The 16,082-nt window shown below is 46.7% G+C and carries 14 protein-coding genes; 3 read left to right on the plus strand and 11 right to left on the minus strand.

Annotated elements, in window-relative coordinates; genetic code table 11:
* Positions 1 to 142: 142 nt before the first annotated feature.
* The 10 genes from L5M28_RS13455 to L5M28_RS13500 all read right to left on the minus strand — a co-directional run bounded on the left by L5M28_RS13455 (position 143) and on the right by L5M28_RS13500 (position 10,733).
* A complete protein-coding gene (locus L5M28_RS13455) occupies positions 143 to 1,390 on the minus strand; it encodes a glutamate-5-semialdehyde dehydrogenase (RefSeq protein WP_263203591.1) in 1,248 nt (415 codons plus the stop codon).
* A 48-nt stretch (positions 1,391 to 1,438) separates the two neighbouring features.
* The gene (gene proB, locus L5M28_RS13460) at positions 1,439 to 2,539 is read right to left on the minus strand and encodes a glutamate 5-kinase (protein ID WP_105250714.1); all 1,101 of its coding nucleotides are present in this window, start codon (positions 2,537 to 2,539) and stop codon (positions 1,439 to 1,441) included.
* A gap of 11 nt (positions 2,540 to 2,550) precedes the next feature.
* On the minus strand, positions 2,551 to 4,047 hold the full coding sequence (gene putP, locus L5M28_RS13465; protein WP_168826179.1) for a sodium/proline symporter PutP: 1,497 nt from the start codon (positions 4,045 to 4,047) through the stop codon (positions 2,551 to 2,553).
* A 3-nt stretch (positions 4,048 to 4,050) separates the two neighbouring features.
* Positions 4,051 to 4,227: a hypothetical protein gene (locus L5M28_RS13470; RefSeq protein WP_168826181.1), complete on the minus strand. Its 177-nt coding sequence runs from the start codon at positions 4,225 to 4,227 to the stop codon at positions 4,051 to 4,053.
* A gap of 163 nt (positions 4,228 to 4,390) precedes the next feature.
* A complete protein-coding gene (locus L5M28_RS13475; RefSeq protein WP_263203592.1) occupies positions 4,391 to 6,463 on the minus strand; it encodes an FUSC family protein in 2,073 nt (690 codons plus the stop codon).
* A gap of 5 nt (positions 6,464 to 6,468) precedes the next feature.
* A complete protein-coding gene (locus L5M28_RS13480) occupies positions 6,469 to 7,332 on the minus strand; it encodes an HlyD family secretion protein (protein ID WP_263203593.1) in 864 nt (287 codons plus the stop codon).
* Positions 7,333 to 7,338: 6 nt separating this feature from the next.
* Positions 7,339 to 7,539: a DUF1656 domain-containing protein gene (locus L5M28_RS13485; RefSeq protein WP_263167949.1), complete on the minus strand. Its 201-nt coding sequence runs from the start codon at positions 7,537 to 7,539 to the stop codon at positions 7,339 to 7,341.
* Between the two features lie 181 nt (positions 7,540 to 7,720).
* Positions 7,721 to 9,076: a glutathione-disulfide reductase gene (gorA, locus tag L5M28_RS13490; protein WP_263203594.1), complete on the minus strand. Its 1,356-nt coding sequence runs from the start codon at positions 9,074 to 9,076 to the stop codon at positions 7,721 to 7,723.
* Positions 9,077 to 9,222: 146 nt separating this feature from the next.
* Complete coding sequence (locus tag L5M28_RS13495; protein ID WP_263203595.1) at positions 9,223 to 9,789, minus strand: hypothetical protein; 567 nt, start codon at positions 9,787 to 9,789, stop codon at positions 9,223 to 9,225.
* 152 nt (positions 9,790 to 9,941) lie between these two features.
* Complete coding sequence (locus L5M28_RS13500; protein ID WP_263203596.1) at positions 9,942 to 10,733, minus strand: hypothetical protein; 792 nt, start codon at positions 10,731 to 10,733, stop codon at positions 9,942 to 9,944.
* A gap of 269 nt (positions 10,734 to 11,002) precedes the next feature.
* Between L5M28_RS13500 and prlC the strand changes: the two genes are divergently transcribed.
* Together prlC and L5M28_RS13510 are read left to right on the plus strand one after the other, a co-directional pair.
* On the plus strand, positions 11,003 to 13,042 hold the full coding sequence (gene prlC, locus L5M28_RS13505) for an oligopeptidase A (RefSeq protein WP_263203597.1): 2,040 nt from the start codon (positions 11,003 to 11,005) through the stop codon (positions 13,040 to 13,042).
* A gap of 175 nt (positions 13,043 to 13,217) precedes the next feature.
* On the plus strand, positions 13,218 to 13,748 hold the full coding sequence (locus tag L5M28_RS13510) for a thioesterase family protein (RefSeq protein WP_011791203.1): 531 nt from the start codon (positions 13,218 to 13,220) through the stop codon (positions 13,746 to 13,748).
* A 24-nt stretch (positions 13,749 to 13,772) separates the two neighbouring features.
* Here the strand turns inward: L5M28_RS13510 and L5M28_RS13515 are convergent, their stop codons facing one another.
* Positions 13,773 to 14,420 carry a glutathione S-transferase family protein gene (locus L5M28_RS13515; protein WP_113940201.1) on the minus strand — a complete coding sequence of 216 codons (648 nt, stop codon included), beginning with the start codon at positions 14,418 to 14,420 and terminating at the stop codon, positions 13,773 to 13,775.
* Positions 14,421 to 14,626: 206 nt separating this feature from the next.
* On the opposite strand from L5M28_RS13515, the gene L5M28_RS13520 reads away from it, so the two are divergent.
* Entirely contained in the window at positions 14,627 to 15,316 is a 690-nt protein-coding gene (locus L5M28_RS13520; RefSeq protein ID WP_105250704.1) for a DNA-3-methyladenine glycosylase I, read from the plus strand.
* Positions 15,317 to 16,082 lie beyond the last annotated feature (766 nt).

Raw genomic sequence — 16,082 nt, forward strand, 5'->3', positions numbered from 1 at the left:
TGGGAACTCAGGCTGTTGTGGATAGGGTCAATTTAGCCAACAAAAAGGCCACAGTCGTTACTGACTGTGGCCTTTAATCTTTACAATTGAATCGAAATCCAACGGACTTGTTAAGCCTAAAAGTGTGATTTACAGCTTAGGTTTACGCCCGCACTTGGCCTGTGCCTGAGACTAAATACTTCTCAGCGGTCAAGGATTCGAGTCCCATTGGGCCATAGGCATGTAGCTTAGAGGTCGCGATGCCGATTTCTGCTCCAAGGCCGAGTTCGCTGCCGTCGGAGAAGCGCGAAGAGGCATTGACCATTACCACAGAAGCATCGACCGCACGTTGGAAGTGTGCGGCTGTGACTTCGTTTTCGGTGCAAATCACTTCGGTGTGCTGGCTACCAAAACGGGCAATATGTTGGATAGCATGGTCAAAGTGATCGACTTGGCGAATGGCAATTTCGAGATCTAAATACTCTTGGCCGAAATTGTCTTCTTCCATATACGTACAGTTTTCGAAGTAGCCACCGGATTGAGTACAAGCGTTGATTTTAACCTTATGCTCGGCCAGCGCTTTGGCTACCTTAGGCAAAAATTGCGAGGCAATTTCTTGGTGCACTAATAGAGCTTCGAGGGCATTACATACGCCAGTGCGCTGGGTTTTACCGTTGAGCAGTAAGTCCATAGCAATATCCAGATCGGCATCTTTATCGACGTATAAATGACACACGCCTTTAAAATGCTGGATCACTGGGATTTTACTGTTGTCAGTCACAAAGTTAATCAAGCCTTCGCCGCCGCGGGGAATGATCACATCGATATAATCTCGTTGCTGCAGCAGTTCTAGCATGAGGGCGCGATCTGGGTCTGGCACCACTGTGATTAACGCCTCGGGCAAGCCGTATTGTTTCAATACACTTTGCAAAATGGTGGCGATAATTTTGCTGGTGTGCAGCGCCTCTTTACCACCGCGCAAAATCACGGCATTACCGGATTTAAAGCACAGGGCACCCGCATCGGCGGTGACATTGGGGCGCGCTTCATAAATCATACAAACCACGCCCAATGGCACGCGCATCTTACTGATGGATAAACCATTAGGTCGTTGACCTATATGACGTTCGTTGCCAATCGGATCGGGCAAGGCGGCGATGATTTCAATGCCTACCGCCATAGCTTCGATACGCTCTGGCGTTAGCGTTAATCGGTCGAGCATGGCTGGGCCGACGTTATCGGCGGTTGCTCTGTGTAAGTCGATTAAATTTGCGCTTTGGATTTCATAGGACTTTTCACGTAATGAGCGTGCCATATCGAGGAGTACAGTATTTTTAAGCTGTTCGTCAACTTGGGCGAGGATCAGAGCCGCCTTGGCAGCTTCTTGAGATAAGTTTTTGATTAAAGTCATATTTACTCCGCTTAGATGTTTACTCGCTTAGTTTTATTCGGCTGATGCTTATTCGAGAATGGCGATGTTTTTCTCGGAAATGATCGGTCCAGTCTTTTGTTGAAATTCACTGGCAAACTCGCGATCGTCTTGGTCCGTAATAAAGCTAAGTAAACAACTGCTGTAATTGGATTTGGCCTTGGCCAATTTAGTGCCATCGTCTTTGCGTACTAAAATGGTGTCACCGACAGAAAAGTCTCCATTGATGGCAACGACATCGTCACTGGTCAATTGCTCGCTATGGATATCAAGGGCGATATTAAAGTCATTTTCAACAATGACTTCGCCTTGAGCCTGCGAGGTATGTGTCATCCAGTGCAAGTGATCCTGCATTGGCTTCTCATCGGGGGTAAATAAGGTTCCTGGGTTTTGGCCCTTCAACAATTGGTTGAATGAGTCGGCATCAAAACCATTGATAATAAAGGTTTCGATCCCGTGGGAAATCGCCTTCTTGGCGGCTTGTATCTTAGTCCGCATTCCCCCCGTACCGACGGCACTGCTGGCGCCGCCCGCCATGGCGTAGATCTCGGCATTAATCTCGGTCACCTGCTTAATAAGCTGTGCATCGGGATATTCATGGGGGTTTTGCGTGTAAAGCCCATTCACATCCGAACAGATAATCAGCGTATCGGCATCGGCCGCCGCGGCGACCATGGCCGAGAGATTATCGTTATCGCCAACTTTGAGCTTGTCGGCGGTGACGGCATCGTTCTCGTTGATGATAGGCAATAGCCCATGTTCGAGTAGGCTGAAAATCGTGTCTTTAATACTGATGTAACGATCTCGATTGCGTAAATCACCGTGGGTTAACAGTAGCTGTGCGGTTGGGAAATCAAATAACTTGTTCCATGTGGCCATCATATCGGCCTGACCCGCTGCAGCCATGGCTTTTTTCACTGTGACGCTCGGTTTATCAACCTCGCCAAAGTGATGCCATCCTGCAGCGACTGAGCCCGAAGAGACCAAGACAACTTGGATCCCTTGGGCACGACAATAAGTAATAAATTGGGCAATGCCGAGTAAGTAGTGGCTGCTGCAACCTTGTTTGTGTGGAGCAATCAGGGCACTACCTACCTTAACGACAATGCGTTTCCAGGGTAAGTCAGTCATACCTGCGCGCCTCATCTGTCTTCGGCTAAAACACGGCCAGCCTTATGGAATAATTTAGTGGTTTTGGCACAAGGATCAGTATCGAGTAACGAGACTATCCAAATCACCACACTGCTCACGGCAAAGCCGGGGATCATCTCATACACCACTGTGGTTAAAGCTTTACCGTCAGCAAGTACTGGTGCATAAATCCAAAACAGGACTGTGGCTGCACCTGACACTATGCCGGCAATCGCGGCTTTGTGGGTTAGGTTAGCTTTATACAAGCTAAACAAGACTAACGGACCGAAGGCGGCACCGAATCCTGCCCATGCATTACTCACCAATGACAGCACACTGCTAGAACGGTCAAGCGCCAGTAGACTTGCGACAATTGCCACGCCAGCTACGCCAAAACGTCCCATTTTCACCATGTCTTTTTCGCTAGATTCTTTCTTCGAGATCACGCGATAAATATCTTCCGTTAGCGAGCTTGATGACACTAATAGTTGCGATGAAATGGTGCTCATGATCGCGGCCAGAATTGCGGCTAATAAGAAGCCACTAATGATCGGATGGAACAACAACTCAGAAAACACGATAAAGATGGTTTCAGGATCGGTCAGCTTCATGCCAAATTTATTGGCGTAAGCGATACCGACAAGACCTGTTGCCAGTGCACCCACAATGGTCACTGTCATCCAGCCCATACCTATGTGTCTGGCGGTTTTAATGTCAGCGACTGAACGAATTGCCATAAAGCGCACAATAATATGCGGTTGGCCAAAGTAACCGAGTCCCCAAGATAAGCTTGAGATAAGCCCTAACATAGTGACGTTTTGCATGGCATCGGTGAAGTGTGGAATCGATTGATACGCAAAGTTCAGCATAGTGTCAGCGCTGGTAAACTCTTGATATGCCACCACAGGCACTAAGATTAAAGCGACAAACATGATACAGCCTTGGACAAAGTCAGTGAGGCTCACTGCTAAGAATCCGCCCAACAAGGTATAAGAAACCACTACGCCGAGGGTGACGACTAAACCTATGTCGTAGTTCAGGCCAAATGCTGACTCAAATAACTTACCGCCAGCCACTAAACCCGCTGAGGTATACAAGGTAAAGAAGATCACAATGATCACGGCCGAGATAATTCGGATACTGCTGTTGGCATTGCCGAAGCGTTTAGCAAAAAACTCCGGGATAGTAAGGGCGTTATCCGCGACTTCGGTATAGACCCTTAATTTGGGTGCAACGACCAAGTAATTAATTAGAGCACCAATTAATAGTCCAAGTGCGATGTAAATGGTTTCGAAACCAACCAAAAACATTGCGCCGGGAAGACCCATTAGCATCCAGCCACTCATGTCAGATGCACCCGCTGAGAGTGCGGTGACCTGTGGGCTCACCTTGCGGCCGCCCAAAATATAGCCGGACACATCGCTGGTGGATTTTTTATAGGCGAATAAGCCAATAGCAAGCATGGCGATAAAGTAAATCGCTAAGGAAACGTAAGCCAGGTAATTCATGGGTTATTTATCTCCTAACGCTTTGTTATTTTGAATAATACTCGGTTTCAAAATGACAAAGAGATAGGTGCTTAATATTGCGCATAAACACATAAACTGCATGGTTTCCTTGGCGTGTAATCGGGTAAAGCTTGCTACTTGCGAGATAAGATTTTCCTCTGGTGGGTTCTCCGTAGACATAATTGCTCCTTGGTTGATAATTGAATTTATATCACCAATATAGTTAGTGATCTAACTATATTAAGGCATTTTATCGGCCAAATATCAAGCTTCTATTGGATTTAAATGGTTTTGGCGGCAGCACGAGAGTGGCTTTGGGGGCGGAAAATAGTTTGAGAACTGACTATTTTGCTGAGGTGTTTTTCTGCTCTGCGATACTGTGGGCGGTACGTTCGAAGGTTAAGGTGATGCGTTCAAACATCCCAGTAATCAGAGTGAATTGTTCGTGGGGTAACGGGCATTGCGCCAGCGCTTGTAATAAGGCTTCGCTGCTGGTGTTAAACTCTTCTGCGACTTGGCCGTGGGCGCAGGCGATAAATGCCTGACCTAAATTGTGTTGCCAGAGGTTGAGTGCATTTTCTAAGCCTAAGTCTGAGTGCGTATCTGAAATCCCCTGCAACATGCGTCGCATTCGAATCGACACATGGCCTAGATTAAGTGCAGTGAACACCAGATCGGTAAATACCCTCGAACTCTTGCCCGAGCCTTTTTCGTAACTGGCTATCCGCAGCAGTCGATCGCCCATGCGGGCGTTAAACCAAGGCTCAGGATCGTTATGCTGCGCGATATGCACTAGATCTTTTTGGATGGATTGCAGCAGACGATATTGCATCAAACGCTGGCTAGGTTCGGTAATCAATTTAAACAACCAATACAGCACAGTGACGCCAACAAAAATCGCTAAGGCATTGCTGACAGTGTTTTCTATCGCAAATGAAATGGTATTACTGGGCTGTACTAATACCGCAAACGGCACGCAAATCCCGAGACCATAGGGCAAGGTCGGTCGATTCGCTAAGGCGAGTAGCCCAATAAAAAAGGGGCCTGCGAGCACTAAAATGAGGATTTCGAAATCGCCGCTACTCTCTGCCAGCAAAGGTAAAGCGTAAAACACTGTGAGGGGTACAGCGATAGTGATACCAACAAGAATACGGCGCAAAATCGTGGTTAGCATCGGCAGTGGCTGGCGCGCCATCATCATGGAAAAGACCACAGGCATCAGGATCATCATGAGTACCGCGCTCGACCCTGTGCCGATCCACAGCGAAGCACCAATGACAAATACCGCCATGCTGCGTAGACCGGTCGTAAACCCTATCAGTGGATCTCGGTGAAATTCCATTGGCGGCGCGTTGAGTTGTACCGCAGAATTGCTTGTCAGTACGTTATAACTCTTGAGCACCATGATCAGATCGGCGCTTAATTCCATCGCAACTTTGAGTAAGCGAGTCTCTAATGGGCTTCGGTCGCGGTATTGCATAAGGTTTTGCTGGAGTTGATACCTTAGGGTACGCGCCATTTTGTAGCATTCTTGATCATCAGTGGATTGCGCCATCAGGGTAAAACTGCTGCGCATATTGGCTAAGGTTTTCGCGAGCGGTTCGCTGACCAGATGGGAATGATTACGTTGTAGTCGGCCAAATATTTGGATTGCCGCCAACAGCGAAAGGGTTTTATTGCAGAGAAAGTTCGCCGCATGGCTCTGCCCGCGACCTTCGGGACCTTCATAAATCACCGCGCTGGAGTCGTCACTCAGCGCCGATACTGATTCCATAATAGTGTCGATATGTTCATGGCGGCTCGCATGTACGCCCTGTAAATCTAGTTCTAATGCAAGATAGTTAAGCGTTTGATTAATTGTGTTTTTAGCATGCAGTTGCAGACCATGTTTTACCTTAGTCGGCCAAAGTAGCGAACTGACCAAGACGGCACAAATTGCGCCGACGATAATTTCACTGATCCTCGCCTGCGCCACATCGAATATTTTTGCACTATCGGCTGTGCTCGGGCTCGCCATCACAATGAGCACTATCAAGCAGGCTGTCATGCCCGCCATAGCAAAGGCATAGACAAAGTTTTGCTGGCGCACCATGGCCGACAACCCAGAATTTAACCCTATCCAGCAGGCGAGTAATCCTAAGGCGAGTTCGGGATAGGGTGTAAACCCGTTGAGTATGGCAATCCCTGCAAGTGCGCCGACTAAGGTGCCGCCAATTTGGCATAAGCCCTTTTCGATCACGAGTCCACTTTCGGGGCGAATTTGCAAAAATACCGCTGACACCAGCGCCCAATATGGCCGTTCTAAATTCAAGAACATTGCCACATATAAGGCGAGCGCCATCGAGATCACGCCTTTAATCGCGAAGATGAGGGTTCGTCGGTCAGGAAAAAATAAACTCTTAAGTAACAGCGTCATAATGACTATTTGTCAGTCTGTAGCTGGATGGAAACTGTCATGCCGACGCTCAGCTCTATGTCCTTAGGAATGCTGTCTAGCTGGATATCGACCGGAATACGCTGCGACAATCTCACCCAATTAAAGGTTTGGCCGATTTGCGGCAATAACTGCCCATTAGCGGTGACATTGGTATTGGCAATCGCCTTACCTATGCTGACCACTTTGCCGTGCAAGACATGGCCGCCACTCATTAGGCTGACATCGGCGTTTTGACCTATGTGAACCAAGGGGATTTTGGTTTCTTCAAAATACCCTGTGATATAGAGAGAGTCTTGTTTGACGAGCGAAAATACCGAGTTGCCTTTGCTGACATAGTTGCCATTACGCAGGCTTAAATTGATCAGGGTGCCATTTTCGGGAGCGTGAATTTGCGTCCGCGCTAAGTCAATTTTGGCGGTATTCAATTGTGCCTGTGCGAGTTCATAACTGGTTCTTGCCAGTTCGGTATTGATAAAGGCTTCGTCGAAGGTTTCTTTGCTGACTAAGTTGGCGTTGGTCAAACCGATACGGCGTTTGTATTTATGTTTTGCCAGTTCCCATGCCAATTTTTGGCTTTCCGCTTTGGCATTCAATTCGGCAATCGTGGCTTTGTAGCGGGTATCGTCCACTGTGAACAATACGTCACCTTTATTAACGACTTGATTGTCTTTTACATTCAGTTGGTTTACCCAACCGGATACATCTGGTGCTATGGTAATGATTTCGGCGCGAACTCGGCCGTCGCGGGTCCAAGGAGAATAAAGGTAGTGCGACCATATCCAATATCCGGCGATACCTGCAATCGCGACCACAATAAGGGTGAGGCTGATACGAAAGATTTTTCCCATGAACAATCAACTCCCAAGCAAGTAAATGACCAAAGCCAGATAGCAGATAAACAGCCCAACTTCGAACCAAGCTGCGCGCCACAGCGTGTGATAGAGTCCAGTTTGATAGAGTACCCAGCGAGTGATGCAGGAAAGCAGAAAAGCTAAGGGGATAAAGATAATTAATGGACTAAATAACAAACCATCGAACGCGAGTTCTTTAAGCATTACGCTATTCATCCCGATAACAGTGGCGCAGCGATAACCGCGCTAGGTGTTTAAAATGCAAAGTACTCAGTCGAGATTATAGGAAAGTCGCGTGAGAGTTAATGGTTTTATACTATCTGTGATCAATTAGGGCCAGCATAAGCTGGCCCTAAATATGATGAAATCAAAGCGAAAATCGCTTCTACCTCATAGTAACAAACTCTTCGGCGCCCGTTGGGTGGATAGCAACGACCGCATCGAAATCGGCCTTAGTTGCCCCCATTTTCATGGCGACGCCGAAACCTTGAAGGATTTCGTCCATACCAAAACCAATACCATGAATACCGACGACTTTTTCGTCCTTGCCAGCGCAGACTAGCTTCATCTTACAGGCTTGGCGATGGGCCGTAACGGCGGTGTACATTGAGGTAAACGTCGACGTATACACTTTGACTTTATCGTCGCCGTATTGAGTACGGGCCTCTGGTTCGGTCAAGCCCATAGTGCCGATAGGTGGATGGCTGAATACAACTGTTGGGATCAGGCTGTAATCCATTTTGGCATCTGTCATACCGTTAAATAAACGCTCGGACAACAAACGGCCCGCTTTAACCGCAACAGGAGTGAGCTCTACGCCGCCCGCCATAATGTCGCCGACACAGTAAATCCCTTTGTGAGTCGTATTTTGCTGCTCATCAGTGATGACATAGCCTTTGTTATCTAATTGCACTTCGGTATTTTCTAGGCCGATATTGCCTGTTGCAGGTGAGCGGCCAATTGCCCAAATCAAGCAATCGACTGTAATGCTTTCACCGTTTTCTAAGTTTAATGTCAGGCTGTCATCGGCATTTTTAACCACGGCTTTTGGCACGCTATGGGTGTGCAATGTTGGGCCTTCGGTTGCCATCGCATCGACGAGAGCATCGACTAATATAGGGTCAAAGTTACGCAGCGGCGCATGTTTACGCACTAATAAGTGAGTTTCACTGCCCAGAGCGTGTAACACGCCAGCGACTTCAACAGCGATATAACCCGCGCCAACAACGGCAACGCGCTTAGGTTGCTCGCGCAGGGCGAAGAAACCATCGGAATCGATACCGTATTGCGCGCCAGGAATATTCGGAATCGTCGGTGCGCCGCCAGTGGCGATAAGGATATGATCGGCGGTGTAATGTTCGCCGTCCACTTCGATGGTGTTGCCATCCACAAAACGGCCGTAGCCATTTAACAGCGTCACTTTGTTGTTGGCAAAACCACGGCCATAGGCATCGTGAATACGACCAATGTAGGCTTCGCGGTTTTCGACCAAAGTGTTCCAATCGAATTTATTAACAGTGACGTCGAAACCATAATCTTTGGCGTAAAGGTTCATCGCTTCGGCAACGTGGGCGCCATACCACATGACTTTTTTGGGCACACAACCTACGTTTACACAGGTGCCACCCACGTGTTTGGCTTCGATGAGTAGAACCTTAGCACCACGCATTGCCGCTCGGTTTGCTGAGGCGATACCGCCGCTGCCTGCGCCTAGGCAGATATAGTCAAAATGTTGAGCCATGAGTTTCTCCGTCTTACTTCAAGGATGAGATGCTTTACAGCAGAAGGTCATTGTAGGGGGCTTTGCGGTAACAGACCAGCCTATTGCATCACTAACGTATAAGGCATTGCTTTTAATAAAAATACTCCTAAAGTTGCATTCAGTTGTTATCGCGTGGCTGTTTCGCGGCGATATTGGCACTTAGAGTGATCGTTTTGAGCTGGGCCTTCTGCACCACATTTCAAACATTGCCACTCCTTTTGGCGGGCGCTGAGTTCATCGGCTTGATGCTTAGCAGCGTTATCTTGTTTGTCGCCGAGTAGGGACTCTAGCTGATCCATACGTTTATCGAGCCAACGGCAGTTAGGATCATTGGCGACATGTGCACGACTGGCGAGCTGTTGCTTGCGACTGAGTTTTTTACTCTTAGCGGCTTTGTTCGATTGAGTGGCTTTAGTTGATTTAGTGGTTTTGGATGGCTCTGCGGGTGTAACAGTGGGGGGCGAATACTCGAACGCACTTTGCACTTGGTTAGGCACATTAATCGGCTTGCCCTCATTGTCGAGTAAAGTGCCTAGGGGCAAAGGCGCGGTTTGTGTCGGTTGCGCTAAGGATTCTAGACTCGGTTCAGGTTCAGATACCGGTTGCGCATTAGTCGAGCTTGTCACTTGGATAAAAAGCAGGGGCAAGGTAATGACAGCGGTTCGGATAAGATAGAAATGATGCGTTAACATTCCCTGTTCCTCGGCAAAATCGATGTGAATAGTGAGTCGCTCCGTCGACATTTTGAGTTTAGTTAGTGAGCTTTGTTTTTGCCAAATGTCACGGGATAAATTGACAGAGGAAGGTTGCAATACAGCGCTAGAAACATAGAGCTAAAACGACGTTAAAACGTTATCGCAAAGTGAATGCCGGCATAGGTTTGATCCTGTGAACTCATATCGCCATTGGCTGAGGCTTCTTGCTCAATATCACTCTGGGCAATGCTGTGGCTAATGTGTCCGCTAATATTCATGCTTGGGGTCAGTTGATAATTCGCTTCGAGGCCAAACTGCAGGTTATTACTGCCATCGTGTTCTTCTGTGCGGTATTTAAAATCAAACCCTTGAGTGATATAGGGCGTGAGGCTGAACTGGTCTGTGATATTCCAATAACTGTGCAAACTCACTTCAACAAAGTAGCCTGCCGCCTCTGTGGAATAGACATAACTCATCGATGGTACCAACCAAGCTGTGGCGCTGTAGGCGAGTTCTGCAAATAGCTCGTTATCTTTGCAGCGGCTATTGCTATAGCCTTCAATGCGCTGATATCCCAGATTGGCCTCTAGGTTTTCGGCTAAGTTGAACCCATATTCAAGGCCGATATTCCACTCTGTATAGGCTTGGCTATCACCGCGTCCGACTAAGGCATAAGTGGTTAAGTTGCCGTGTTGAACGGCAGCATTGAGCCAATAAATACCCCCATTTTGCAAGTTATTGCGACCCTGTGAGACATATTTGCTGTCCCAACCTAAATCCAGCGTCACCGCCAAAGGTTCTGTCATCTGGCGGGGTAATATGGTGTTTGAAATACTATCGACTTGTTCTAGGCCCTCATTAGCAACTGCGTTGTGACTAAGGCAGTTGATCCCTAATGTGCAGAGGACGCTGGCGATAAGTTTCACTGAGTGTGTTGCCATATTTTTGCTGATTTTGGTCGAGGTACGTTAGTTATGCAGATAATACCTTGTCCACATACAAACATTAATGCGAATTGATTCGATTTGCGATCGAGATTGCAACAATGTGTAGGTAAATAAAACGTAAATCCTAAATGCGAACTAGTTCACTTTTTTTCAGGGGAAATAGGGTTAAGTAAGGCGTTCGAAGGGGACAATCGGTTTTCTCGCCTTGATAAATAGGCCATTAGCCCTTATTTATAACAGATACAGATTGTTGAGGAGTCAATATGAGCAACCCTTTGCTTAGCGGCGCAAAATTACCGCTTTTTTCACAGATTAAACCGGAACATATTCAAGTCGCCGTTGAGCATGCCATTGCTCAGTGCCGCACTAAGATTGATGAAGTGCTGCAGAACCAAGGTCCTTTTACGTGGGACAACTTGGTCGCGCCATTAGAACAGGTTGACGATAAGCTAAGCCAAATTTGGTCGCCCGTTTCTCATATGAATTCAGTGACTAGCACAGATGAGTGGCGTGCCGCCCATGATGCTTGTTTACCTCTTTTATCGGAATACGGTACTTACGTTGGCCAACACCAAGGTTTGTATCAAGCCTATAAAGCGCTGCGAGCATCCAATGAATTTGCACAATTGAGCCAAGCCCAGCAGATGGTGATAGAGCACAGCCTGCGCGACTTTGAACTATCGGGTATTGGTTTAGATGACGCGCAAAAAGTGCGTTATGGCGAGATTGTAAAACGTCTTTCTGAACTCACCAGTGGTTTTTCGAATCAATTACTGGATGCGACGCAAGCTTGGACTAAGTTGATCACTGATGAAGCTGAGCTTGCTGGTTTGCCCGAGTCTGCCAAAGCCGCCGCTAAAGCGATGGCGCAGTCGCGTGAGCTAGAAGGTTGGTTATTTACCTTAGATTTCCCCTCTTATCTACCCGTCATGACCTACAGCGAAAACCGCAGTCTTCGGGAAGAATGCTACCGTGCGTTTGTCACTCGCGCTTCAGATCAAGGTCCCAATGCCGGAGAGTTTGATAACAGCCCGCTGATGGACGAAATTCTTGCTTTGCGCCACGAACTCGCATTGTTACTCGGTTTTGACAGTTTTGCTGACAAATCTCTGGCGACGAAAATGGCTGAAACCCCGGCGCAGGTGATGGCATTTTTAAATGAATTAGCGCTGCGCTCAAAGGATCAAGCTAAGGCAGAACTGGCTGAGCTGAGAGCGTTTGCCGAGGCCGAATATGGCGTGACTGAAATGGCCTCTTGGGACTTAAGTTTCTATGCTGAGAAGTTGCAGCAGCATAAGTATGAGATTTCACAGGAAATCCTGCGTCCGTATTTCCCCGAAGATAAAGTGCTCTCAGGTTTATTCTACACAGTATCGCGTTTGTTCGGCCTTAAAATCCTTGAGCAAAAGGATTTTGACCGATGGCATAAAGACGTGCGTTTCTTCGATATTTTCGACGAAACTGACGAACACAGAGGTAGCTTCTACCTCGATTTATATGCCCGCACAGGTAAACGTGGTGGTGCTTGGATGGATGACTGCCGTGTGCGCCGTCAAACCGCCAATGGATTACAAAAGCCAGTGGCTTATTTGACCTGTAACTTTAATGGTCCGGTCGATGGCAAACCTGCGCTGTTTACCCATGATGAAGTGACAACCTTGTTCCACGAATTTGGTCATGGTATCCACCACATGCTGACAAAAATCGATGTTGCAGGCGTGTCGGGTATCAATGGTGTGCCTTGGGATGCGGTCGAGTTACCAAGTCAATTTATGGAAAACTGGTGTTGGCAGGAAGAAGCCTTAGCCGAAATTTCTGGCCACTTTGAAACCGGCGAACCATTACCTAAAGCCTTGTTAGATAAAATGCTCGCGGCGAAAAACTTCCAGTCTGGCATGATGATGCTGCGCCAACTCGAGTTCTCATTGTTCGATTTTAGAATGCACCACGAATACGACCCAGCTAAAGGCGCGCGCATTCAAGAAACCTTAGACGAAGTGCGTCGTCAGGTGGCCGTATTAACGCCGCCGGATTTTAACCGTTTCCAACATGGATTTGCCCATATTTTTGCGGGCGGTTATGCCGCAGGTTATTACAGCTATAAATGGGCTGAAGTGCTGTCGGCGGATGCGTTTTCCCGTTTCGAAGAGGAAGGTATTTTCAACCCTGAAACGGGTCGTCGCTTCTTGCACAATATCCTCGAAATGGGTGGTTCAGCCGAGCCGATGGACTTGTTCAAACAGTTTATGGGGCGCGAGCCGAATATCGATGCCCTGTTAAGACATTCAGGCATTGCTGCATAAGCAATTGTGAGTTTTGATAAATCAGCTCCTTTTAATGGGCTGATTATCTGAGGGTATTTAGTTTCATCGCACGATAAAATGACGCCCTAGGGCGTCTTTTTTGTGAGCTATATCTCGCTTGCCCTGTGGTATGGCCTCTGTTAGCCTGTGGCTCTTATTTCAAGGGCGGCGCGTTATGAATCTGTATTTTCGTTTGTTTTGGTTGTTATTCTGGCGCACGCGCCATTGTCGTAAGATCGATTTTCTAGGGACAAGCCGTATCACTTATCGTGCTTTACCGAGCGATTGCGACATCAATTTCCATCTCACTAATTCTCGCTATCCCGCGTTTATGGATCTGGCGCGGACCTATATGTTGGCCGAGATGGGTCTACTGAAACGTTTCTTAAAGTTGAAGTGGATGCCGATAGTCAATGCCGCCGAATTTACCTATATTCGCGATATTAAGCCGCTGAAAACTTTTGAGATTGAAACCAAAGTCGTCGGTTGGGATGAAAAATATTTCTATATTGAACAACGCTTTGTGAGCGAACGTGGCCTACATTGTATAGTGCATGTGCGCGGTGTGTTTGTGTGCAAAGGTAAGCAAGTGCCGTTAGATGTACTAGTGAAAGAGGCGGGTTATACCGATCCTGCACCTGAGTTGCCGCCAGAAGTCGTGAAGTGGAAAGCGTTTTTGCAGTTGAAGAAAGAACGCAATATGTGATTGTGTTGAGGCATGACTTACTTGCTAAGGTATGCCTCTTATTCCTGTCGTTTCCTCCATCTCAGCCAGTAACACCTCTTCTTGTACTAACATCCAAGCGCCACGCAGTTGTGCCTGTTGCCAATAGCGCACAATTTCATCTAAATCCAACAGGTTTAGATGTTGGAAGCTATAGCTTAAACAAGGGATTAGTGCACAGTCGGCTAAGGTAAAGCTGTCGCCACAGACCCAATGATGTTGTGTGAGTTGCGCGTCTAAGCGTTGAAACTGTGTCAGTAGTTGCTTCTCTAATTGTTTGATTTCGAATTCATTGCTGTCTTCTATATGCTTTAACTTTTCTAATTGAAATAATGGGTTGTTAATATCATTGTCTATGATGCGATCGAACAAACGTACCTGTAAGTTGCGTTGTGGTTCTTGTGGCAGCAGCTGGGTACTGTTTTCAAAATGCCTATCTAAGTACTCGATAATAATGCTGGATTCGGGTATCAGCTGTTCATTTTGGGCTTTAAGCAGGGGGATTCGCGCTTGCGGATAACGTTGGTGAAATTCCTTGCGGGACAAAGGGTCGCGTAGATCTATGATTCTGGGGTAGAAGTTGGCCTGCTTTTCATAAAGTGCGATGAGCACTTTCTGTGAATAGCGTGATAACGGGTGATAAAAAAGCTCCATAGGCACTCACTCCAAACCCAGTCTTTTACGGACTTTACGTTTTAACTTTAGTCGTAATTGAAGCGCTTGCTGTAAGAGTTTTCTTAAAAAATGCTGGAACAAACACAATTTTTCTTGGCAAAGCCAAGTGATCCATCAGGGATAAAAATCGGTATTATGAGCCCATATAGAAAGTGTCGGGATTTAATCATTTTAAAGGTAATAATATGAGCCAGTTAGAGCGTTTTTCATCTATTTATGCCAGAGCCAGTGAGCGCAAAGGCGGACCTGCTGGACTCGAAGCCTTATTGTCTGGTTGCCTGTCTGATGATGAAATTCGCCAATATCGGGATGCTGAATTATTGTCGGCGATGAGCCGTCAGGTGTTTCAAAGTGGTTTTGTATGGCGGGTGGTTGTTAACAAATGGCCCGAGTATGAGAAGTCTTTCTTTGGGTTCGAACCGCATAAAGTATTAATGTTATCGCCTGAGCAAATTCAAGCGCGGGCAAGTGATGCGACCTTGATTCGCCATCTTAAAAAGACCCAAGCTATTTATGATAACGCTCTGATGATCCACGATGTTGCTCGCGAACATGGCAGTTTGGCGCAACTGATCGCCGCTTGGCCGACACAGGATATTATTGGTTTGTGGGCGTTGTTGAAGAAACGCGGTACTCGATTGGGCGGCAATACGGGTCCCTATTTTCTGCGCGGTATTGGCAAAGATACTTTTTTGTTAACCGATGATGTACAAGGCTATTTTAAAGCACATAAGTTAGTCGATACGGGTTTTTCATCACAAACGGCGCTTAAGCAAGTGCAAGCCGTATTTAATCAGTGGCAACAGGAGTCGGGTCGTTGTTTGGCTGATATCAGCCGTATTCTGGCTTGCAGCGTGGGCGATAATCGAATTTAGTCCTGTTAAGTTGTTATTGAAGATGAACAAATTAGTTTTAATAGACAAATATTGCTTTGCTAGCAATATTTTTCATTACAGAAGCATTATTTGTGGGAGTCTGAGTTTCATTTAATGGGGTATTAATCTGAATTTCGGGTTTGCTCCGTTTTGGGGTAACCACTAAAATAGCCCGCTAGCTATTATTTGTGACTGTTTAATTGTGTGGCGTTGACTCATAACGCTGGCGCTGCCTTTTAGCCGTGCACAAATAGTAGATGTAATAAACTGCACAGCAATCCGCTATCGGATGTATTCATGTTTTTACGCACAAGCAGTCTGAAGCCAGCTCTTTGCTTACTCTCTTTCGGTATTGTCAGTCTTGATAGGGGCGTTTTTAACGACTTGATACTGAGAGTGGCCTGAGTAAAAACAAGCGCGCTGCGTTTTCGTCTCTATGTACAAATTATTGCAACAAGTGACGGTTAAGCTAACGTCATTGAGCTGTGGGCCTTGGCCTGCCGCAAGTCTAGAATATGAACAGATTTGCAACATATTCAATATGGAGTAGGCTTATTGGGTGTTTTACGGCATATACCCCTAACAATGCCACTCAAAGTTAACCGATTTTTTAAATCGAATAACAATTCGATGAATATAGTAATGCTGAATGAGTGAAAATTTTCATTAGTTTACAATTTAGTTTCGTTATCTTCCTTGTTGATTCATATAGGCTATGAGATAAATAACGGATTTGATTTTAGTTACAATTACGGCTCGTGTCAGC

The sequence above is a fragment of the Shewanella sp. SW32 genome (genome assembly GCF_025653365.1).
GTDB lineage: Bacteria > Pseudomonadota > Gammaproteobacteria > Enterobacterales > Shewanellaceae > Shewanella > Shewanella oncorhynchi.